The 23459-nt window shown below is 46.1% G+C and carries 20 protein-coding genes; 4 read left to right on the forward strand and 16 right to left on the reverse strand.

The features are described from left to right. On the forward strand, positions 1-1394 hold a 1394-nt coding region (locus tag MED92_RS01220; RefSeq protein WP_007019637.1), incomplete at its 5' end, for an ATP-binding protein. Here MED92_RS01220 and MED92_RS01225 read toward each other — a convergent pair. Then, entirely contained in the window at positions 1391-2842 is a 1452-nt protein-coding gene (locus tag MED92_RS01225) for a sigma-54-dependent transcriptional regulator (RefSeq protein ID WP_007019638.1), read from the reverse strand. The genes MED92_RS01220 and MED92_RS01225 overlap by 4 nt on opposite strands. A gap of 101 nt (positions 2843-2943) precedes the next feature. Between MED92_RS01225 and MED92_RS01230 the strand changes: the two genes are divergently transcribed. Beyond that, on the forward strand, positions 2944-4446 hold the full coding sequence (locus MED92_RS01230) for a SpoIIE family protein phosphatase (RefSeq protein ID WP_007019639.1): 1503 nt from the start codon (positions 2944-2946) through the stop codon (positions 4444-4446). Here MED92_RS01230 and MED92_RS18320 read toward each other — a convergent pair whose 3' ends face one another. The 13 genes from MED92_RS18320 to glmS form a co-directional block, all read right to left on the reverse strand. Continuing rightward, positions 4447-5187, reverse strand: a complete 741-nt coding sequence (locus MED92_RS18320) for a P-loop NTPase family protein (protein ID WP_007019640.1) — start codon at positions 5185-5187, stop codon at positions 4447-4449. Between the two features lie 15 nt (positions 5188-5202). Continuing rightward, the gene (locus tag MED92_RS01240; protein ID WP_007019641.1) at positions 5203-7293 is read right to left on the reverse strand and encodes an SLBB domain-containing protein; all 2091 of its coding nucleotides are present in this window, start codon (positions 7291-7293) and stop codon (positions 5203-5205) included. Beyond that, positions 7290-7691, reverse strand: coding sequence for a hypothetical protein (locus tag MED92_RS01245; RefSeq protein ID WP_007019642.1), 402 nt, complete (start codon positions 7689-7691; stop codon positions 7290-7292). Before MED92_RS01245 ends, MED92_RS01240 begins: the two co-directional genes overlap by 4 nt. Before the next feature lie 14 nt (positions 7692-7705). Further along, complete coding sequence (locus tag MED92_RS01250; protein ID WP_007019643.1) at positions 7706-8002, reverse strand: STAS domain-containing protein; 297 nt, start codon at positions 8000-8002, stop codon at positions 7706-7708. 185 nt (positions 8003-8187) lie between these two features. Continuing rightward, a complete protein-coding gene (locus MED92_RS01255; protein ID WP_238321478.1) occupies positions 8188-8505 on the reverse strand; it encodes a VanZ family protein in 318 nt (105 codons plus the stop codon). A gap of 104 nt (positions 8506-8609) precedes the next feature. Beyond that, positions 8610-9245 (reverse strand): sugar transferase, encoded by a 636-nt coding sequence (locus MED92_RS01260; RefSeq protein WP_007019646.1) that lies wholly within the window; start codon positions 9243-9245, stop codon positions 8610-8612. Between the two features lie 44 nt (positions 9246-9289). Further along, entirely contained in the window at positions 9290-10462 is a 1173-nt protein-coding gene (locus tag MED92_RS01265) for a glycosyltransferase family 2 protein (RefSeq protein ID WP_007019647.1), read from the reverse strand. Position 10463: 1 nt separating this feature from the next. Next, a complete protein-coding gene (locus tag MED92_RS01270) occupies positions 10464-11555 on the reverse strand; it encodes a glycosyltransferase (RefSeq protein ID WP_007019648.1) in 1092 nt (363 codons plus the stop codon). A gap of 4 nt (positions 11556-11559) precedes the next feature. Beyond that, positions 11560-13038 carry a GumC family protein gene (locus tag MED92_RS01275; RefSeq protein WP_238321479.1) on the reverse strand — a complete coding sequence of 493 codons (1479 nt, stop codon included), beginning with the start codon at positions 13036-13038 and terminating at the stop codon, positions 11560-11562. 32 nt (positions 13039-13070) lie between these two features. Continuing rightward, the gene (locus tag MED92_RS01280; RefSeq protein ID WP_007019650.1) at positions 13071-13529 is read right to left on the reverse strand and encodes a hypothetical protein; all 459 of its coding nucleotides are present in this window, start codon (positions 13527-13529) and stop codon (positions 13071-13073) included. 217 nt (positions 13530-13746) lie between these two features. Then, the gene (locus MED92_RS01285; RefSeq protein ID WP_007019651.1) at positions 13747-14883 is read right to left on the reverse strand and encodes a glycosyltransferase; all 1137 of its coding nucleotides are present in this window, start codon (positions 14881-14883) and stop codon (positions 13747-13749) included. Continuing rightward, entirely contained in the window at positions 14880-15638 is a 759-nt protein-coding gene (locus MED92_RS01290) for an acyltransferase (RefSeq protein ID WP_007019652.1), read from the reverse strand. Before MED92_RS01290 ends, MED92_RS01285 begins: the two co-directional genes overlap by 4 nt. Further along, positions 15635-17437 carry a glutamine--fructose-6-phosphate transaminase (isomerizing) gene (gene glmS / locus MED92_RS01295; RefSeq protein ID WP_007019653.1) on the reverse strand — a complete coding sequence of 601 codons (1803 nt, stop codon included), beginning with the start codon at positions 17435-17437 and terminating at the stop codon, positions 15635-15637. Before glmS ends, MED92_RS01290 begins: the two co-directional genes overlap by 4 nt. Before the next feature lie 328 nt (positions 17438-17765). Between glmS and MED92_RS01300 the strand changes: the two genes are divergently transcribed. Then, on the forward strand, positions 17766-19208 hold the full coding sequence (locus MED92_RS01300) for an O-antigen ligase family protein (RefSeq protein ID WP_007019654.1): 1443 nt from the start codon (positions 17766-17768) through the stop codon (positions 19206-19208). Between the two features lie 83 nt (positions 19209-19291). Further along, a complete protein-coding gene (locus MED92_RS01305; RefSeq protein ID WP_007019655.1) occupies positions 19292-20401 on the forward strand; it encodes an acyltransferase family protein in 1110 nt (369 codons plus the stop codon). Positions 20402-20850: 449 nt separating this feature from the next. Here the strand turns inward: MED92_RS01305 and MED92_RS01310 are convergent, their stop codons facing one another. Continuing rightward, on the reverse strand, positions 20851-22296 hold the full coding sequence (locus tag MED92_RS01310) for an oligosaccharide flippase family protein (protein ID WP_007019656.1): 1446 nt from the start codon (positions 22294-22296) through the stop codon (positions 20851-20853). 203 nt (positions 22297-22499) lie between these two features. Then, a complete protein-coding gene (locus tag MED92_RS01315) occupies positions 22500-23456 on the reverse strand; it encodes a DUF4114 domain-containing protein (protein WP_007019657.1) in 957 nt (318 codons plus the stop codon). Positions 23457-23459: the final 3 nt, after the last annotated feature.

The following is a 23459-nucleotide window of genomic DNA, read 5'->3' on the forward strand; positions in this document are numbered from 1 at the left end:
TTAGGGAAACCCCGTTAAATGATGAGCAGTTAGAGTACATAAGCCATGCACTTAATGCCGGTGGTGGTCTACTCACCATTATTTCAGACATTCTGGACTTTTCTAAAATTGAGGCGGATAAGCTTGAGCTAATACCGCAGCCCTGCCAGATTGCTGCGCTACTATCTGAACTGACTCAGCTGTTTAAGCTAAGGGTCGAAGAGAAATCGATACAATTTGACAGCCATATTGATAGTTCTGTTCCTGAGTGGATCCAACTAGACGGTCAACGTTTACGTCAAGTGTTACTTAACCTGATAGGTAATGCGGTTAAGTTCACCGATTATGGCAGAGTCAGTGTCCTGGTAACTTCAACAGATCAAACTTTATCATTTGAGGTTAAGGATACCGGGTCTGGCATACCACAAAGTGAGCAGGCAAAAGTATTTTCAGAGTTCGCAACGATTGATTCTCAAGCAAGGCTACACCCTCAGGAAGGCACAGGGCTGGGCCTGGCTATCTCTCGTAAGCTTATAACGCTGATGGGAGGTGAAATAGGCTTTACCAGTGAGGAAGGAGTGGGAACCAGCTTTAGATTTACACTACCTCTAGAGATCGCAGAAGCCCAGCCTCCTGCGGATACACAACATAATCTTTCCCTGAAAGGCACGGTCTTAGTTGTTGATGACAGCGCAACAAATCGCCTTGTCGCTAAAACCATGTTAGATAATGCGGGTGTTGATGTTATCTGCGCTTGTTCGGGGGAGGAGGCTATTGATTTATACGCTGGAAATAAGGTTGATCTCATACTCATGGATATTTCGATGCCGGGTATGAGCGGTGTTGAGACGTTTCAGTACCTCAAGTCCTCTACAGGTTGGAGAGAAACCCCGGTCATTGCATTCACTGCTTATGCCCAGCTCGAAGATAAGCAAAGGTTTAGCCGTGAAGGCATGCAAGGCCATCTGGAAAAGCCATTAGATAAAACCGTTTTGTTACAGACCGTTTCTCCTTATCTTATGCCGAGTAGCGAGTTGGCGCCAGTTTCTTATGATGCGGAACCAGTTGAGGAACAGGTCGATTTGCTTAATGTTGATAAGCTTGATCAGCTCGCCAGAGATACTTCAGAGGATGTATTGCCTGAGTTGGTTGCTGTATTTCAAACTGATGCGAGGACTCGCCTTGAAGCTTTAGAGGCGACTGACATCGATATGGATGAGACCAGACGGCATCTTCATACTTTAGGAAGCAGTGGGGCGCTTTATGGACTATCGGTGCTTTCGGAGCGGGCAAGATTTCTTGAAAGGTGCTGTCTTGATAATAAGGATGTTAGCGAAGAGCTGGCGGACTTTGTTGAGTTGGCGGCCGCCAGCCTGGATAACTTGAGCAATCATATGATTGATCGAGCTGGTTAATCTTTATTTTGATCTGCTTCTTTCCAGCTATTTCGTTTTCTGTAGATTGTTGCAGCGCTAACCTGTAAATAGTGTGCTGCTGTCGGAATATTGCCGCCACACAGATCGATCGCACGTTCAATGACTTCACGCTCAACTTCAGGCATAGGGCGTATTAATTGCGATAGTTGCTCGCCTGCTGTTAGATCAACATCTGTCTGTATAGGCGCTTGCTGCGGTGTGACAGGTTTTAATACCGTGCTGGAAATCGGCTTTGCGGATTGGCTAAAGCCATCAAGTGGGGCTGGAAGCATGCTTTGTGTCACTTCTTTGCCGTTATGAAGCACGACAATGTTGCGGACAACATTCTGTAATTGCCTTACGTTGCCAGGCCAGTCGTAATTACTCAGTATCAGCTCACACTCTACATCGAAGCCTTTAAAGTCTTTAGCTTCCTCTTTGGCGTACTGTTTAAGAAAACTGGTCGCAATTTCAATGACATCGTTTTCCCGCTCGCGAAGCGGTGGCAAATGAATAGGCAGCACGTGTAGTCGATAGTAGAGGTCTTCTCGAAAATTCCCCGCTTGTACTTCGGCGAGTGGATCTTTGTTGCTCGCGCAGATGATACGTACATCGACCTTTTCAGTTTTATCGCTGCCGACCTTTTGTAAGGTGCCAGTTTGTAGGAAACGCAGAAGCTTTGATTGTAATGCGAGCTCCATTTCACAGATTTCATCCAGGAACAGTGTACCGCCTTGTGCTGCTTTGGCAGCACCATCGCGATCCTTTACTGCACCTGTAAATGAGCCTTTTACATGGCCAAATATTTCACTTTCGATTAAATCTTTAGGAATAGCGCCGCAATTGAGCGCGATAAATGGAGCTTTCTGGCGTTCGCTACGCTGGTGGACTGCTTCAGCACAAACCTCTTTACCTGTTCCGCTCTCGCCAGTGATGAAAATGGTCGCTTTTGAGCTCGCAGCGCTATCTATTACCTGATACACCCTCTGCATCGGTAATGAGGAACCAATAAATCCACAGAAATTATGTCTGTCGATCTCCTCTTTATAGGTTTCGACAATTCGCTTTAATTTCTGGTTATCGAAGGTGTTTTTTAAAGTGGTCAGTAAACGATCTTTGCTGAAGGGCTTTACAAGGTAGTCTCTGGCGCCAAGCTGCATTGCTTCAATTGCAGTAGTCATAGAACAGTCACCCGTTGTGACTATCACTTCGATCTGGAGCTCTTGATCATTAACCTTCTGAAGAATCTCCAGGCCATTCATATCGGGTAGGGAAAGGTCCAGGAGTATGCCATCAAACTGTTCACTGGACATGGCAGCTAAAGCTCCTTGCCCTGTCTCTTCATGGTGAATTTGATAGGCCATGCCGGTCAGATAGCTACGGTAAACAGCCGCCATTGAAACATCATCTTCTACTAACAAGATCCGGTTCGCCGAAGGTACAGGCATAGGAAATCCTCTCCAACCAAAAAACTTCCTCTTAGCCTATGCTACAGGGTATGGTGTGACAAGTAAGTTATTGAGAAATAGCCTTTTAAAGGTAATAAACAATGGTCCAGTGTATAGCTGAATGGCACATAAAAGCGCACTTAGAAGATGCTCGACGCGTTCGCGAGGAGATGGTTGAGGTTTTAAGTAGATCTGAAGTGCCAAATAAAGATGCCTTTCTGTTAGCCAGTGCTGAGCTTATTGTAAATTTAAGCCGTTATCCTGAGCCAAAGCCGACAGACATCATTATGACTCTGAGCAGAGATGAGTATTTCTGGTGGCTGGAGCTTAAAGATAATGGGCCTAGTTTTAACCGTTTCAGTCAGGATATTCTCAATCCCGATACGCTTGAGGCCGCAGAGAGCGGCATGGGGCTTAAGTTACTCGCGCAGATGTTTCCTGATATACGCTACATCCCGGCCTGCTATCGAGAAGACGCTTACAATCTGATGATGCTGCGTATGCCTACCGGTGATGCAAATGCCTCTGAACTAACGGTACTGATTGTTGATGATGATCCCAGCTACCGCTCGGTTCTGGGAGCCTACCTCGCTGAAGGATACAGGGTTATAGATGCGGTTTCGGTGTCTGATGGTTTTGATAAAGCCCTCCGATATCTCCCTGACCTGGTGATCTGTGACCTCTTAATGCCAGAACTACCCGGCACCGTTCTTTTTGATCAGCTATCGCACATTCCGGATGTGGCTGATACTGCATTCATCTACGTATCCGGTTGTGAAGATGAATCACTCATAAGCAGAGCACTGACAAGACCTATCGATGATTTTCTGACTAAACCTGTCGTTAAATCACGCCTCATCAATACCATGGAGCGGGTTGTTCATCGTCGCAGATTTTTAAAAGATCAGATTCAATTAGAGCTAGAGCAAAAGGTGACCTTAGGCTTAAAGCCGCATTTGCCCGAGCAAATTCCCGGCTATGACATACAGCTACGTAGCTTTAATCCTGAGGCTGGAGGAGGGGATCTGGTCCAGCTCCATGAAGGTGAAAAGCAAAATATCATACTGATGGCAGACCTGATGGGGCATGGTTTATCTGCCAAAGGATATGTCTATGCGCTAGCGGGTTACCTTCGAGGGCTCTTTTCTTCTTCGGTTGATCAAAGTATCGATTTGAGTGACTTATTAAAACGTCTTTCATCTTGTTTTGATGAAGATAAAGTACTCAAAGAAACACTTGCCACTCTGATTGCTGTGAATCTGAACAAAGAGGGGGAAATTGAATGGGTGAATGCAGGGCAGCCTTATCCCTTTTTAATCGATGAGCAAGGTGCACGTGAGATCCGCGTTGATGGACCCTTGCCTGGCTTGGGTATTTCGGGCTATCAATCCTATAGGCACCCACTCGAAGCGGGAGAACGTTTGCTAATCTATTCAGATGGTTTCAATGATGCCGCGGTGAAGATCCCAGGCAACCTGTTATCCGCGATTGAAGATAGCCACAAAATGCCACTATCTTCAGCAGCCGATTGGATTCTGAAGGCGCGCCTCGACTTTTCACAACTTGATGATGACTTAACCATTATTTTAATAGAGAAGCAGTAATTACAGTTCCTGATTTAGCAGAACGGTGCTGTCAATTTTCTTTCGAAGCTTAGCCATCCAGCGGGGAAATGGCTTTTGAAGTCGATAGGTTTCCCGGATGAGTTCTTGTTTCAGGCTGGGCGCATGGCAGTCATTCATAATCACTCCCTGAAGTGATGCTCCGCTTTGTACAAGGATATCCCGTGCCTCGTCTATCTCTGATTCCGTGGTCCTGCCGGTTAGCACATTCAGTACAGTGGCTTCACTGGCTGCACAAATGACGTCAACGGGTAAGCGCTGATGCTCAGGTTCAAACTGATCGCGGCTCATTTGCTGTTTTGAGAACAGTATCGGTTCAACATCACAGATCACCATATCAAAATGGCTGGCACAACTTTCAAAGAATAGTTTAAGCGTTTCCTGATCCCGAAATTCCACACAGTGGCTCGATTTAACGGGGCAGCATAAAAGCAGTAATCCCGCATGAGCGCTTTCTTGAGCCGCATGCTCCCAGTTACCCGTAAGCGGAAGCCACTCTAAGGGTGAGAGGCCGTGCAGTTCTGCTAACTTGGGTGTTGTTCGGTTTAGCTCGATTAGCAGAACCCTTTTTCCTGATTCTGCGGCTCTTTTGGCAACAGCAAGTGATAGGAAACTATTGCCAGCCTTATGCTGGGTGCTACACAAGGTAAACTGTGAGATACCCAGCCTGAGTATTCTGGCATAAATAGTTTCAAGTGCCGCGCTCGATTGTAGATGCTTCATGTTCATATGCTCCTATTACAGTCCTACCAAGTGAGCGAACGAAAATACGGTAAGTGACTCTTGCAGGGTGCTGACAAATCGATACCAGCTACTTTGCTCTTTACCAGGCACATAAACCGTATCACCAGCACGAAGAACTGGTAGGCGGCTATAATCACCGGTCTTAGCAAATTCAACCAGGTCAAACAGTCTTGAATGCGCTTCGCCATCAATTCTGTTGATGATCATGATGCGATCCTGTAATGCAGTATTTTGTGGGCCTCCCGCTTCTGCGAGTAGATCAAGTACCGTCATGTTGTTGTCAAAGCTATAGCGACCAGGGCGAGCAACAGAACCTAATACCCTGACTACCGTTTCTTTAGGTTTTTCTAACCAAGCCCGATCGCGTTTAGGAATAAAAATGACATCCTCATTCTTCACAATGGGTAGCATGGCTTCATCCCCTGTTTGGAAATAAGTATGTAGATTGAGATGGGTTACCTGGGTAGTGTCGCCTTTACGGTGGGTAATTCTTACGCTGGCTAAATCCGCCATGCCAGTAGGCCCTTGTGCAGCAGATAGAATATCCAGAAAGTTAAGTTCATTGTTAAATGCATAGCGGCCTGGTGCACCTACTTCGCCAAAGATGTAGATCGAGCGGTCACTCGACTGGCGTACCCACTGCGAGCGGTTGTCATTTGGATCCTTTGGTAGTTCAGGGACGACTACGGTATCACCCGCTCTGATATGAGGTATCTTGCGAATATCACCCCCTTTATCCAGGAAGCTTTTAAGATCAAAGCTAACAGATTCTGTATTGCCGTTTTTGCGTTGTTGCAGGATCTGTAGGTGAGCGGTATCTGCGCTAGCAATTGGGCCACCTGCATGGGCAATTAAGTCCATTAGTGTCATCTCCGATGCCCATTCATAGCGACCGGGACGATTAACGGCGCCAATGATTCTGACCGCACGGTTTGGATGAACTTTAAGCCAGCTTTTCTCATTCATATCGGTTTTTTCCGGAACAAGAATGGCATCACCTGGCTGAATGCTAGGCAGTTTGGTGCGGCCCTGGCTATCGACGTAGCCCTGAAGATCAAAGGGTTGAACCTTGCCGTCAGCACGGATGATGCGGATTTGTCGGGTTTCTGCAAAGCGGGTCGGGCCACCAGCCGTAGCGAGCAGATCATAAAAACCACTCCCTTCACCCATCTCCATCGCACCTGGTTTGAATACTTCACCCATTACATACACGGTTCTTGAGCCGCTTTTTACTTGTTCTGTTGCCTGAGGGATAAAGATGACATCGCCCTGATGAATTTTGGGCATCAGATCAGGATTCCCGGTATCCAGATATTCACGCATATCAAATGGGTAAGGCTGGCCTTGATGTATGACACGGATCTGCTCAATACCTGCGTAACGTGTCACACCACCAGCACGCATGATCATATCCATCACTGAAGCGTCTTCCTTAAAAGCAAAGGTGCCTGGACGATGTACCTCACCAAAAACTTTGATCGCTTCACCGTCTTCGCCTGCATCGCCAGAAGCGGTCAGGGTGCGAGCATCAAATTCAACCTGAACATTACCGATTAAGGGAGATGCAGGAATAAAGATGACATCCATTGGCTCAAGCTTGGGCAGAGAGGATGGGTCACCACTATCAAGGTAGTGTTTATAGTCGAACTCTATAATTCCACTTGAACGCCTAATTTGTAGCTTGTCTAACTGAGCACCCTGGGCAAGACCGCCGGCACTGTTGATCGCCATCTGGACATTTGCACGTATCGGCATATCAACCGGGCCTGGTTCTTTAACGTAGCCGAGTACAGTCACGGTGAGCCGTCTTTCTTTGAGGAACAGATCGAACTTACTCAGGTCTTTGTATGCATTACTCAGCTTGCCTGTAAGTACAGTACGTGCCTGCAGTAGCGACATACCCTGAAGCTTAACTGTGCCGATTTCTGGCAAACTGATTTTACCGTCGTGGTCCAGTTGAAAGCTTTTCTCAAAGGCGCTTTCACCGGGGAATTTAATTTGTAATCGGTCTCCGGGTCTTAGCTCGGTAGCAAAAGCTAAGATAGGCATTAGGTATAACAAAATGATTTTGATGAAGGTTTTCATAAACATACCTCCTGAATTGCGTTGCTCTGGCAAAGGTGTTTTACCGCTTTAATGTGCATGTTTTGCTGCATAAGTTTTAGAACGGTTTCCACAGGTTCCAGCGTTAACTCGGCCTGCTGATAATATTCCGCTTTGAACAGACGACGGCTTTCTGTGAGAAGTTTTTGGGTCTGCTGGTAAAGGGCAGGGTGCAGTTGTGCTTTCCCATAAAGGCTTTGTTCTGTGATGGCTGCTTCACATTCATGCAGTCGCTGTGACAGATGCCAGTGCTCTTGAGGTATTGGGAAGCGTTCAGCAACGCCCCCTTTACCTTCTTCAACCATGTAGAAGCAGCCTTGGTTTAGCAAAAGGCTAAGTATTAAGGCAGAGTAGAGGATACGATGGTTTGACTGAGACATCTGAGTCACCCCTTCTAATTAATATCAATGGTTTTATTAATGCGAAGGTGGTTCAGCAACTCGAGGGGCTGGCCATGAACACCAACCAGGCTCAATTTTCGGTTAACCTCTCGTAAACGCTTAAAAAGAAATACAATAGCGCCAATGCCTGATGAATCGATAAAGTCTGTCTTATTTAAAACGAGAACGACATCTGAGTGGCTTTGAACCAGCTCATCAAAACGTGGCTTGAGAATCTCAACTGCCAATGCATCTAATGATCCATCCAGCGCGAGAAAAAGATCGGATTTAACAGTAGCTAGATTAGACATGTGATTGCTCCTTATCTGAGTGTTACTAAATAAAGAGCAAAGCCTGTGCCAGTGATTAACTTTCTGTTTTTAAAGGAAATTATCTTCTTGTTTTTATTATGGGCGTTGTGGTTTATGCGAAAATCGCATTTTGCGAAACAAAATGATATCCCCTTTAACGTCTTTATAATCTACTTAAATATCTCTTAGCCAGGCGCCGCCATTTTCCACCGAGAGATCAGCGTAAATAATAAAATACCCATCAGACTGCATGCATAATCGAACAGATCTAGAGTTCGGCTTGGAATGAAATATTGACTTGCTTCTTCAGCCGTGGCGAATACAGTGACGAATAGCGTTCCCCACTGAATATTTGCTCGTCTGTAGCTCAGTGCTCTGTTCTTACTGGCGAGATTTAGCAGTAATGTAAGGACGCCAAATACAAAAATATGCGCCATTTTATCTCCATAAGGCAGACTTCTGACAAAGCGGAAAATAACGGTATCCTGCTCTGTGTTTGCCATAAAAAGTATCCATAACAGGAAAATGAAAAAAACAGTGGTTAACAGAGCAGACAATTTTTGTAACATCGCTACTTTCTCGTTAGTGGGAGCCTTTAAATGCTTAACTATTGGCCTCTGCCGCATATCATGACCATAACCGTTTTAAATATGATGCTCAGATCTGATTGAAGCCAGGTTAGGAAATTACCAAGGCTCAGTGCATAGGCATGATCAAACCCCACTTTGCTACGTACATCCTCGATATCGCGGTCATATCCTTGGTTAACCTGCGCCAATCCGGTAATGCCTGGTTTCAAACCCCAGGTACGTTCAGAAAAATAAGGTATTTGTCGTTCTAATTTCTGATAAAAGCCGGGACGCTCTGGACGAGGGCCGATCAATGACATATCGCCGAGTAAAACGTTATAGAACTGTGGCAGTTCATCGAGACGTGTTTTACGCAGAAAACGCCCTACAGCCGTTATTCTTGGATCTGCTTTTTTAGCCCACACCGCGCCGGTTTTTGATTCAGCATCCATTCTCATCGTACGGAATTTATACATCCAGAAAAGTTCAGTTCTATCTTTGCTGGCGTGGCCGATACGTAGTTGTTTAAACAGAATAGGTCCTCGATCATTCAGATAGATTGCCATAGCGATAAAGGGCATGAGGCAAAGACAAGCTGCCAGGCCAATGCAGGATAAAGTCACATCCATGAAGCGCTTACTAATAGTTACGGTTTTAGGAATGTAAGAATTCATTGTGATCTCCTTATGTGATTGTCACATAAATAATCCAAAGGTAATTAAATGGATTTCCAGGGATTACGGTCAAGCCTAAGCAGGTAACGAAGTGAACCAATAAGGCCACTCCAGTAACCATTGAGAAGATAAAAGATCAGACTGAACGGTTTAAGTAGTCGCTGATCTTGCAGGTAATGTTCAGGCAGAAATAAACTCAGTCGGGCCATAATAAATGCGCTGAGTTGCAGTGCTGAGATAGCAAGAAATATGTCGGAATCTAAAGCCAACCAGTTACAGATAAGGTATTGGGCTACCAGTATGAATGGCATTAACGAACGAAGGGCTTTACCAGAAATATAACTAAAAGCCGTACCGCCCAGAGCGGGAGAGCAGAGCTCTGGCATTCTGATCAATTGCTGAAAGTTACCTGAAGCTATTCTTACCCGGCGTTTATGGTCCATTGAAAGGGTTGCACTCTCTAATTCAAGCGCAACAAGATTACAATCATAGATGGCTTTGTAGCCTTGGCTAACAATCTTCATGGGTAAGATGAAATCGTCATTAATAGTGTCAGAAGGCAAGGTTTCGAATAGCGATTTACGGAATAAGTAAAGGGCTCCGTGTACACCGATAGGGCTGCCGATGGCGGCTTCACCACGTTTAATATTGATTTGGTAATTCCAGTATTTCTCTTCCCCCTCACTGCCTGGGTTCAGTAACTTGTAGGTTGCAGCAACAATACCGAGGCGAGGTGCCTTGAAGTGCTGATTGGCTATCAGCAAGGCATCGTTTGATATTAGCGCTGAGGCATCGCTCAAAGCAACGATCTCACTTTGTATCTCTGGTATCAGAGCATTCAGAATGGCAATTTTGCCGTGATTGTTCTTGAATTCGATGACCTTCATGTCTAAGTCTGAATTCTGCCATTCCTGTGCAGTTTTTCTGGCAAGCTGGGCCGTATTATCGGTGCACCCATCACAGGCAATGACCAGCTTTATTTTGTTGGCTGGGTAGTTGAGGCTTGCGACATTTCGGATCTTAGCGGCAATGTATTCTGCCTCGTTATAGGCCGGTACCAAAACGGTAATAGTTCGGTATTCGTTGCCTGTTTTCAGGCTTTCAGTCTGGTTTCCTGTATCGGCCGAAAGGCGAAGCATAATGATGGGATAGATAAGATGGTGGTAAATAACCAGGCACCACAAGATGGCAACAAAGCTGTGTAATAGTAACGACATATCATGCCTCCTTTACACAACTGAGAAGATTAAAATAGGCATCAGCAGTCTTCTCAAGGCTGCCTTTAAGTAGCACAAACTGACGGGGATCTTGCACTGAACCGCGTTGCTGGATCTCCTGTATGCCCTGAATCAAAGATCGTGTACTACCAGGCTTGGCTAACTCGCTACTTTGCGGGCATAAAATACTGCTACAGCCGCCTACGTCTGTTGCTACAACGGGTATTCCACAGGCTTGTGCCTCTAAAGGCGAAAGCGGCAAGCCTTCATTCAATGAGGGAAGGCAAAACAGGTCAATGGCATGGTAGAAAGGTACGACATTGTCGACGTGACCAAGGAAAAAGACACGATCAGATATCCCCATATGGTCGGCTTCACGTTTAAGATGACGCCTGAGAGAACCGCTACCTGCGAGAACTAATCCAGTTTTTTCATCGCAATGCTTCAGTGCTTTTAATAGATACTTATGGCCCTTTACGGTTTCAAGGCGGGCTGCACAGCCAATGAGAAAGAGATCCTCAGGAAGATTAAACTTTTTCCGGCTCGTCTGGCGCTGATCTTGTTCAGGAGGCGTGAAACGATTGATATCAATACCATTTAAGATCACTTCTGGTTGTGAGTAGGGGTAGTACTGATTGAGTAATCCAGCTACCTCTTCGCAATCTGCTATCAATTTAGGTCTGATCAGGCGTATTAATAGATTTTGCAGATTGCGATTTGATCTTGAGTTCAAGTGCCATGCATCATGTTCCGTATGGATATGTTTAACACCCATTAACTTAGCGGCTGCACCCCCATACAATAAGGGGCCTATGTGATGGGTATGCACAGCTGTTGCACCGACTTCCAGAAGTGCACTTTTTAACTCAGATATTAGCTTCAGTCGAATATCGGGGGCTTTATTGAAAAAGCGTAATCGACTACTGATAGAGCGTAACCTTGGCCAATGCGCTAAGGCGTTCTTTTTGGTGCCTTCTAAACTGAAAATATAGACTTCAGCGCGAGGATTAAGCTGGTTTAACAGATCGAGTGCCATGGTCTCAATACCACCTGGCCTAAGGTGTTGCACCACCTGAACAATGACATCTTTCATGTTGTTACTCCTGTGTAAAAGGCTTTTCAGTATTCATTGCTGGCACTCTGGCCAGAACCGGAACATTGAGCATTTCAAATAAGGTATCTTTGCGGCGGATGCTGGTATCCAGAAGCTCAGCGACAACCGCCAGGCCCAGGCCTAATCCAATGCCGGCGAAGAGACCTGCGATGACAAAAATTACAACGGGCATATTGATTGGTGCCAGTGGCTCAAAGGGGGGATCTATTAGTTTGACTCTTTCGCTTTCCTCATTTTTACCGAGAGAGCGGGTGACCCTTGCCATCTCGTAACGTTCAGCCAGATCATGATAGATTTTCTGGCGCACCTGAATATCGCGTTCTAATTCTTTAAGGTTGCGCTCGTGTTGTCCGTAGCCGTTCACTTTTTTAAGCAGGTTGCTGATTTCTGCAGATAATGACCCCACTTCTTTGTTAAGACGCTCAATATGGTCATCGGCTTGTTGTAGTCGTTCTAACTGTGAAATAAGAAGAGGGTGTTGGCGGTTGTTGTTACCCGTTTCCTGGGTGGTAGCTATCGCCCATAGTTGCTCAAGGCGAGCCTGTTTTAATCCACCCTGATTGAGTTCCTGCATCTGACTGAGAATACGGTTGCGCTCTTTTTCCAGAGACTGCAGTCTTGCCAGAACATTTTGTACCTGGCTGTGTTCATCGGTGTACCTTGCTCTGAGCTGAGTGAGTTCGGCCATTACATTGATAATCGCTTCCTCTATTTTCCCAACTACCGGATTGGTTTGTGATAATCGCATTGCAAGGCTGGCCTGCGCGGCTCTGGCGCCATCCAACTCAATTCTGCGTTCTGCAAGATAGGCCTGTAATTCGGAAAGGCGTGCAACGTTAGCGCTATGTAAACGGGGTAGCTCGCTGGCATATTTATTTTTGTACTCTGCCAGGGCTTGCTCAGCACTTTGCAGATCAACACGGCGCTCTTCCAGCTCTTTAGACAGGAAGCTTTCGGACTGAATAATTGAAGAGCGTTGAGGAGCTAGTACACGTTCAACAAAGCGCATGCTGACCATTCTCAAGGTTTCTTTCATTTCTGACTTATCCGGCGCTTTGTAGCTGATTTTAATCAGGTTATCGCCAACCAGTGTGGCTTTAAGCGCCTTAGAGAGATCGGCAATAACCTGCGCTTTACTCTCCTCATCCATCTCTTCATGGATCAATTTCCGTTGCCAGGCGACACTAGCGAGAATATGCCGACTATGTAACAAAGCATTCAGAGCCTCCATGCGATCCCTCAGGTTAGTCGCAATTGAGAGGTCTTCGAGGAAAGGGTTATGCTCAGCGGCTTCCTGGAACAGTATTGTCGTACTGGTTTCATACTTCTTTGGCGAAAGGATTCCGACGGCCAAACCGACAAAAGGCATTAGGATGATTGGAACAGCGATTAAATAACGACGTCGCCATCCCGCCCATAAGAGCGAAGCAACTTTTTTGACTATGGCGCTTCTAATCATCATTCACTCCCGGCAGACTCAACAGGTGGCTGTGGCTAGCGGTAGACCCGAACCTGATCAGGTTGTAGGCCAGGTGCCAGCATAATTTCATTCGGATAAGAACGATCGCTCAGGAAACCGCTTATGAAAGTACAGCGTTTGATCGCGATTGATGCCGCGGTGAATGGATCATTATGCTGACTGGGTGCGCATGCCAGAAAAAGGGTGTTTCTTTTTTGCTTTGCAAAGTCCAGTAAGCTTTTTTCCTGAAGTGATGTCAGGGTTGGGTTTTGGGAATCAAAGCGCAGGTATAAATTGCTATCGGATTCTTGTGATGAGGTTTGGCCTCTTGCTTGCGATAAAAGTGTGTCCACGCTGATGGGCTCATCTTGCGGGGCTTCTGTTTCGGTCCCACCTAGGTCTAGATACTTAAGCGTTGTCACGCACCCGCTAAGGTTTAATGCAGCCACGAGTATCAGTGTGGATCTTACAGTGGTCTTTGAGGATCTAAACATGACATGCTCCGGATAAAAATATATTTACCTGTATTCAGCATTTTTTGGGCCATATTATTGCCTTTTGCTAAAAGGCTGTATTTACGGGCCTTTCAGAGGTGTTTGAGATAGAGCAGAGAAGGTGAATGGGCTGAGAAATAGTTTTTTTGGGGAGTTGTTGCAGTTTGATTCGCAAAATGAGAGGCGAACCAAACTGCTAGGGGGATTGAATGGGCCGCTATAGCTGCGCTAACAGATATTTGAGCTCATCGGCGCGATTAGACCAGCTTTCCCTTTTTACTCTTTTCTGACGCATCTCTCTAAGCAACGTTTTGTGGTTTTTCATTTGATAAGTGGAGGTTATAAATTCTGCGATTCCCGTTGCATGGTCACAGACATTAATCAGATCCCTGTAACCATCCAGTGCTGGGAAATCGGTGCTGACAACCGGGCTGCCAGCGGCGAGATACTCTCTTAGCTTCAGAGGATTGCACGCTTCTATCTGAGCGTTGCGCTTAAAAGGGAGCAGGCCTATATCCCAATGCTGGCTATAAGCTGGTAGTTGAGAATGCTCGCGTGGTCCAAGAACACTAATGTTTGGTTGGTTCAATAGAAGGCTTATATCAGTCAGAACCGGGCCAATCAGCACAAAGGTCCAATCCGGCAGCTGAGCTGCGATCTCAACCATGAGTTGCTGATCAAACCAGCCGGCTAAAGCACCATAAAAACCTGCGACAGGACCTTGAGGCAGATCTGCTGCGCGAGGCTGCTCTGTTGCAAATAGCTCGTAATCTACTCCGTGGGGCAGAACTACCGTTTTATTTGCTGGGAACTTTTTAGCCAGCTTTGCACTGGCAGTGATAATGAGTTGGCATTTTTCTGCTAGTTCTTGCTCCATCTGCGCCACGGGTTCGTGATCCACTCCATCCAGAGCAGAGAAATCATCTCCACAATAATAGATGGCTGCTCGCTCACCTAATTTACCAACGACATCGACGGCAGAAGGTAAGGATGTCCATAGTATGGGACCATTGTCGCGGTTTTTTTCTGGGGTAATTAGTGGCTTGAGCTTGTGGCTTAAAAGGTGGCTATTAATCCACCTTGCCAGGTTGCTTCCAGGGAAGGGCAACGAAACCGGATTAACAATTTGCGGATGTGCTGCCAGGGTTGCTTCAGAAAGCGGTTTATTGATTAAAAGTGATTTTGTTTTGGTGTAAACCCTTTTAAGGTCTCTCATGTTTAGGCGGGGGCGACGCAACCCAAGCGAATTTACCCAGACGATCTCCTGTTCTTTAATCAGATGTCTGATTAAATGCTGGGTGCTACTAGGGTGGTGCCCCCAATCTTCTCCAAAAACGAGCATGTCGATATTCATGCGGCACGCTCCTTGATTGATTCTGCTTCAGTCCGTTTACGCTGTTTAAGGTCTAATGGTTTTATCACTTTGGCAGGTACTCCAGCGGCGAGAACAAATGGGGGGAGGTCGCGCGATACAATACTGCCGGCGGCAACGATGGTGCCTTCGCCGATGGTTACACCCTTCATGACCGTGACGCCTGAACCTAGCCAAACATCTTTTTCCAAAACGATATCGCCTACCTGATCTTCAGTGTCGGGTAGCCCTTTGGCGCGTGCAGCTGGATCAACCGGATGGCCAGGGTATCCAGCCAGAAAGCCTCTGCCCGCAATTCTCACATTATCCCCGATGATAACCTTACTGCCGACCGCAATGGTGGTCTGCCAGGCGATACCAACATTATCCCCGATAATAAGTTGCGGGGTTTGTTCACCGCTCCATCGACCGCTGAAGGTTGTTTGCCCAGACAGGCGACAGTTATCACCCATCATGATTTCAAGACTTCCTTGTACAAGTGGCATGCCTCCATATAGGTAAAGCCGCCGAGCTTTTCTGCTGAGTCGGGTTTTGAACATTGGAGTCCAGTAGAAAACCCTCATTACACTGCTGAGACTATGGCTGATTAACTGATGCAGGGTATGCAGAGGTTTATACAGAATACTGAACGCCGGAATTTCGAAATGATGTAGCTGATCGTGGCCCTGTTTTACAGCCTTCGCCAAAGGATGATCAGCGGTTTTTACCCATTTTTTGAATGCTTGTAATTTATTCATTCTACTGTCACCGATTTTGCCAGGTTACGGGGTTGATCCACGTCTGTGCCTAAAGCTAACGCGGCGTGATATGCAATTAACTGAAGTGCGACTGCATATAGAATTGGACTGAGCCTGTTATCACAAGGGGGCAGAATGAGATGCTCCATACCCTCTGGTAAATTCCGAATGCTGGCTTGATTGCCAATAATGATGCAGCGGGCCCCGCGAGCTGCGACTTCTTCTGCATTTGAGAGTGTTTTCTCAAGGAGTGAATCGTCAGGGGCGATTACAAACACCGGTGTGCCGGGCTCTATAAGGGCGATGGGGCCATGTTTTAACTCGCCTGCTCCAAAGCCTTCCGCGTGCATATAACTGATCTCTTTGAGCTTAAGCGCTCCTTCCATGGCCAAGGGGTAGTTGATGCCCCGGCCGATAAAGAAAGCATGTTTCGCATCTTTGATGCTAGCTCCGAGGACTTTGATCTGATCTTCAATACCTAAAGTAATATCGATTAACCCGGGTAGGGCATTCATCTCATTTAATAGATGTTTAACTTCTTTAACATCGATCACTTTTCGATAATGCGCTGTATGGATAGCAAGTTTTGCAAGAATCGCTAGCTGTGCAGTAAAAGCTTTTGTGGAAGCAACACCGATTTCAGGGCCCGCCTGGGTTTGTAGGCTGATGTTAGATTCACGGGCTATAGTACTGCCTGCAACATTAACGATACTCAGTATTGTCTGGTCATTAGCCTTCGCGTAGCGCAAAGCCGCAAGCGTGTCAGCGGTTTCCCCGGATTGTGAGATAAAAAGGGCTAGCCCATTTTTGCTTAGAAGTGGCTCTCGATAGCGAAATTCAGACGCTACATCAATATCCACAGGTACTTTTGCAATTTGTTCAAACCAATATTTAGCGACCATGGCAGCGTAGTATGACGTACCGCAGGCGACGATTGTCAGACGCTGAAATTGTTCGAAATCAAGCGGGATGTCGAGTAAACAGTGCTGGGTGTGGTGAAACGTATCCCGTGTTGTTGCAACTTGCTGGTGGATCTCTTTATGCATAAAGAATTGATGGTCATCTTTACCGTTATCTTCGCGTTCCTGATCAAATGGCTGCATTTCGCGGCTGATAGGCTTACCTTTTGGATCGAAAAGAGTAAAAACGTCTCGTCCCAGACAAGCTTGCTCTCCTTCTTCAAGATATAGAATTTCTTTAACAGATGAGGAAAGCGCCATCGTATCGGAGCCCAGGCTTAGTCCTTGTAATCCTTTGCCTAAAACCAGTGGGCTGCCTCTTCGTGCTGCATAAAGGTGGTCTTTATCATTTTTAAATAGAACGCCCAGAGCAAAAGCCCCATCAAGGTGGTTCAGGGCCTCATGAAGGGCTTGGGTAGGGGGCAAGCCCCGGGCCAGAAATAGAGTGATCAAGTGCGGGATCACTTCAGTGTCTGTCTCACTATTGAAAGTAAAGCCTTCAGCGGTTAGCCATTGTCGAAGCTGTAAATAATTCTCGATAATCCCGTTATGAACGACAGAAACCTGATCATTGCTATGAGGATGTGCATTGGCTTCGTTGGGTATTCCATGGGTCGCCCAACGAGTGTGTCCAATACCAGCATGACCCGACAGTGGTGTAGTGCTTAAGTAAGTTTCTAACTGCTTGAGCTTACCTGGACGTTTGATAGTCGTTAAACCATGTTCACCAATGACGGCTATACCTGCAGAGTCATAACCTCTGTATTCAATCTGATTCAGACCTTCCAATAGATCCGGCACGATATTGTGATGATTTATAGAACCAACAATTCCACACATCTCATACCTCCAATGACTGTTATGGGCGTGATGTTTAAGGAATTGCAGTTACTGTGCCATTAACTTATATCTAATTGTATCAATGAGTTACGTTGATTATTTGAAGCTGCTCCCAAGTTTTTTCTCATTTTGCGAGGCGAATTGAACCGCATCTGCAAAAAGATGATAAGCGGCAATTTTCGAAACAATTTAATACTTTTTCATTCCTGAAACCGGCCTTTATTTATATAAAAACCAGCTTTTTGGGCCGCTCATTACATACAAACTGATGTGGGCGTGGCACTGAATTTGCTGAGGCATTGTTAGATAAATTAACAATGAGATTGAAATGCTGAACGCAAGGTTTATCTTTCAAAAGCATAATGACAGGCCGAACTCCAGGCTTCTGGGTGTGTTACTGGCGTTATTTGCCTGCGCACTGATCTGTGGGCTTTGGCTATTAGTGCCTCATCCATTGCTGCCTATCGTTATGGCTTTGGTACCCCTTGGGCTACTCTTTGTTTTAAAGAACCCTTTCCCAATTATTCTTGGCTTCGTAATTATCTCGTTCTTTCGAATTCACGAAGTGATTCCGCAGCTATATACCTTACGTATCCCACTTATGTTAGCTATGGGTGCGCTGGTATCCCTAAGCTGGGGATTGTGGGCAGGCATCATCAGGCCTTTCTGGACAAAAGAATTGGCTATATTTTCTGCTTTCTTTGTTCAAACTACTGTCAGTGTCGTAATGGCCAGTGACCGGGCCGCTTCATTTGCTTACTTCACTTCAACCTATATCAAAATCGCGATTATGGTTTTTGCCATCACTTGGTTGTGCGCAAATATCGATCGATTACGTTTTGCGTCTAATGCCTTTGTTGTTTCGGGCATAACCGTTGCTTTTGTTGCGTTATTTAATAAAGCCAATGGCATCGGCCTGGTTGAAGGCACTCGGGTCACCATTGGCCGTGATCTGGGATCGACTCTGGGGGACCCTAATGATCTTTCCCTGGTTTTGTTGTTTCCAGCAGGATTTGCGCTTTCAATCGCTTTAAATCCTGGCTCGGCACGTTTTATTAGAATTCTTGGGCTACTGACGTTTTTACTGATGGGGGCGGCCATTGTCGCAACACAAAGCCGAGGGGGATTGTTAGGTATTACGGCAGTCGCAGGAATCTTTGCTTATCGAAGAATTAAGTCGAAAGCGCTGTTGGGGCTTATTGGTACCGTATGCCTGGGGGCTTTGTTCGTATTGGCGGGGATTAGTGATCGCCAATCAGGTGGCGCTCACGAAGAAGGGATCGATGAATCAGCGATGGGGCGAATTCATGCCTGGGTCGCTGCTTTTCGAATGGCACTACACAATCCGGTGACGGGAGTAGGGCTTGATAACTTCCTGCTAAATTATTTCACCTATAGCGATTTCTGGGATGGCCAAAACCACGCGGTACATAGCACATGGTTTGGGGTATTGGGCGAAACAGGTTTTTCTGGCGCGATTATTTTTATCACGATGGTTGTGATGATTTTCAAAGTCGTGCTTCGTGCGCTTCAAACGTTGAAAGGTCCATTTTATACCGGAGACCAGGGTATCAAGATCCAGGGAGTGATTGTTGCTGAGGGTATCTTGGGGGCTCTGACTGGGTTCTGTATCAGCGGTACGTTTCTAACCATGGGCTTTATGTGGCCCATATATATTCTGCTTTCACTGGCGACTGCACTAGGTGTTGTTGTTAGCCGGGAGCATCGCCATGCTCAAGTGAAAAACAATAACCCAGATAGTAATAAGTGACATGTAATGATCGATGTCGTCTGTCAATTTGAAGAAAAGTGCTGATTCGGCTGAGAAAGCAAGCAGCTATTTAGGAGGCAATGATGTTTAGTCAAACAGAACCTTTGTCCAGGGAGTCTAACCTACGAATTCATCTAGATAGCCAGGGGCGATTACACAGTCTGGATGGCCTGCGAGCTGTGTCGATATTATTAGTGCTTCTGGGGCATGCCGTTGGCACAGTTGGTTTTCCGGCTGTTCTGGATCCGCTGCACAGTCTGGGCAACTACGGGGTACGGTTTTTCTTTGTTATTTCCGGGTTTCTGATCACTTATCTACTTTTAACCGAGTTGCGCCAGAAAAGCACAATTAACATAAGAAGTTTCTTTTATCGTCGTGTTTTACGTATTTTTCCCGCTTATTACGCTTATTTGATCGTTGGCGTGATTCTCGCTGAATTTGAGCTGGTGGATATACTCCCAGGCGATCTGTTGCATGCGGCCACATATACGATGAACTATCACGAGGAGAGAGGGTGGCACTTAAATCACACCTGGTCATTAGCCGTTGAAGAGCAATTCTACTTACTGTGGCCCTTCGCGCTTCTGATCATCGGTAGGTTAAAAGCGTATCAAAGTTTACTGGTGTTAATTTTTGTCATCCCCTTGGTCAGAGGTGCGATGTGGTATGGCTTTGACTTCTCTCCCTCTGCAATGACTCGGCAATTCCAGGCGGTGGCGGATGCGTTGGCTTTAGGATGCCTATTGGCATATACCTTTCATGAGCCTGCAAGATTAAAGAGGGTGCTGAGCATAAACCGGTTGTTCTTATGGCCATTGGCCATATTCTCTTTACTGATTTCAGCCAGCCTTTATCTGGTTGCTCCAGGATGGTTTTATACGCTGGGTCAGTCATTCGCTAATTTTGGTGCGATGTTAGTGATCCTGTTATGTCTTACCCGCAAAGAGGGATGGATATTCAGGGTACTTAATTGCAAACTCCTTACCTATGTTGGTGCTTTAAGCTATTCGCTTTACCTCTGGCAGGAGCCGTTTCTAAATTCCTATGAAACCCACGCATTGCAAAGCTTTCCCCTGAACATCGTGCTGACCTTTATTGCAGCAGCACTTTCCTATTATCTGATAGAACTTCCTTTTCAGAGATTAAGGACTGGTGGCAATCTCAGTCAATCAAACAAAGCCTTGGTTCCGTAAATATTTCACGCACGCCTCGTCCAGGGGCGTTTTCCCCTTAATATTCCATCACAGCGAATTCGATTTGTCAGAAAGCTTGGCCGCGTCATGCGTGATTCTTTCCAAGCTGCATGGCAAAGCAGTAAGTCATTTTAGAGACGCTCCAAAAGGAGCCTCGCAAATAAGTTCAAGACGTATTCGCTGGCTCCTTAGTGCGAACGGTTAAGAAATAGCACATCGAATGTAGACGGTTGATGGCGATAATTTCTGTATTCAAGCCTAAGTTATTCACTAGTTTACTTTGCAGAAATTTTGTTAGGCATTGCTTTGCAGGTCTATAGTCTTTTTCGTGGAGGGGCTGTTGCTAATGTGGTGGGTGATTATTCTATTGGGATTGGAGTGGGATCTTTACGGAAGGAGAGAGTAGCCAATCACGTCTTTGATTGGCTACCCGTCGATACTGAAGGGCTTTAGCGCCCTAGCATGATCTTAATCTTCTGCAGGGATATTGCAGGCTTAGGAAGAATGCCAAGAAATATACAACTAAGTACGAAGCCGCTTAGGACGATAAAGCTTTGCAAAGCGACCATCAGAGACAGTGGTTCACCAGGCAACATAACAAGACAAAATAGTCCGCTACATACCATCAGGCTTAATCGGCGTATGCGATAGGGAAGGTTAAGGGCTTTTTGACTAACCCGATAGGTTGCAAGCATTCTGATGCTAAGTGCCAGAGATGTTGCGATGATTGCCCCCCAGGCATGGTATATAGGAATTAATAACAGATATCCGGCTAAGGCAATTCCTGCCGCTATCCCATCGATAATAGCCGGTTTTACAGTAGTGTGAGCACTCATCGCACCAAAGCCCAGATTTGAATTGGCGTTGTGTAAAGCGGCTAGTGCTGCAAGCCATGGAATATAGGCGATAGATTGATGATAGGCCTCGGGTGTCATCAAGCGAACAAGCGTCGGACCTGTGGCCGCAATAATTAATGCAGATAGGATAGCAATCGCTACACCGATTGTGGCAATTTGCGCGCAACGCTCTTTACCATTTTGTTCTTTGACACAACTGAAGCGGCGTGGGTGCCACCATAGATCGAACGGTTGTATAAGTACCGCTGTGATTAAGCCAAACTTGGCTGCTAAGGCATACTGTGCCATCTCTGCAGTACCTACGGTATCGGCTAAAATCCAACGGTCAAAGCTTCCAAGAACAAAACCGGAGATGCCAACAAAAATTAACGGGCCGCCATAAACAGAATAGGCTTTGAACCGTGCGAATTCGAAACTTATGCCGGTATCTTTCCACTGTGACCTAACCAGCCATGCACAAAGAATGATCGCTGAGATAAGTGTTGCGCTGAGAACGCCGGTAACGCCGAATCCCATAAACAAAAGAGGCACAGCAATGGCTACCTGCAAAGCCACACGGCCTGCAGTACCGGCGAAGTAACTCCACGCGCTCCCCTGCATTCGTAACCAAGCCAAAGGTACCAGTATCGTTCCGACCATAGAAAGGCTTGCCAGGATCAAACGGGCTTCAAGTTCTGCAATGTTGCCAGGTAGCCATTGACTGATATGGCCTGCAAGGAACTGGCCGAGAGCAAGGGAGAAGAGACCAAGACAGATAGCTAAACCGAATATATTTGCACTGGCTTTGCGACGTTCATCATCGTCATCGGCACTGCCTGCGAACCGGAATAGGGTTTCTGCCATGCCCATACCAATCACTATACTCAGTAAGTCAGCAAGGGTTTGTAAAACGTCGAGACGTCCATAATCTTCTGGGGTAAGAAAATTGGTGGCCACGGGAACCATGATTAATGCCAGCGCTTTTGAGAATGCCAGCGCTGATGCATAGATAAGGCTATGTCGGACAGCCGTTGGTAAATTCTGAATCCTCTTAAACATAGCGTCACTCCTTTACAGGTTGTTAACTTGTCCAAGCGAGAAATGGGCCAGCTTTATTAGTTGTTTATATTCAGTGGGTTACATTAATAACGTAATGGAATTTTTAACGTCTTAGTCTGCGTTTTTCTTTTTGCTTCTCAAAATGAGAAAACCCGCATTTAAGCGGGCATAATTCATTTCAGGCACAAAGCTGCGCTGTTCTTTTATTGTTTCCTGCGTAGGCTCAGAAATCCTAGAGCAAGTGCAAAGAGGCCAGACAATCCACCTCCCATAGAAGGGCCTGGTGCTGCTTGTAAACTAATAACCTCTTCAGTAGTTGGAACTTCTGCAAACAGAGAGGTCACAGGGTCTGTTCTAACCAGGAAAACTGCGTCATTAAAATCATTATCTCCTTGGGGTCTAACAAGATCTTCAAACCCGAGAATGATTTCGTTATCGCCTGAAATCGAGTTCATCATTGCAACGTGCCTTGAATAGGTCGCGCTGTTATCAAGCGTTGCTGCAAAATTATTTTCCGGATTGAGGAAGTCGAGTGTGTACATAGCTAAAGGATCCTGGCTTGTGTAGTCCCAGCCCTTAACTTGTGAACCATCCCAGGCATTTTGCAGGAGGAAGAAACCAACATTTGTGCCAGCTTCAAACCTTGTGCCCCCGGTCATATCAAAGTGGTCACCATCCACATTTACAATATCTGCCCCGGTCAATGTGACGGTGTCACCCGCTAACAAGCTACCGCCACCGCCAGATTCCGAGGCATTGTTAAAGATCATCCCGGTATTAACGCCGGATATGTTTTGTAACTCGCTTATACCAATATGGCCTGAGCCATCCGCATCGATCTGGCCAAAGCTTATATTCTCAAAAGTTGAGGCCTCGTAAGTAAAATAACCCAGAGAGTTTCTGTATCCCGCTCCTTCATCAAGAAATGTGACAGAAACATGGGCATCTTCCTGAAGAATGATGTTAGGACTGTATTCATTGCTCAAAAAGGCCTGATTCACATCCTGCCTTTCGGGAAGAGCGAGGGATATTTCATTCAGTAGATCTGGATTAATGTCAATGTTAACAAGCGTATTGGTCGCATCTTCAGCGGCTAAGCTCTGTGCGGATACGCTACTTAATATTCCTGCAAAAACGAAACTACTAACATTATGTTTCATAAC

This window comes from Neptuniibacter caesariensis (genome assembly GCF_000153345.1).
Taxonomy (GTDB): domain Bacteria; phylum Pseudomonadota; class Gammaproteobacteria; order Pseudomonadales; family Balneatricaceae; genus Neptuniibacter; species Neptuniibacter caesariensis.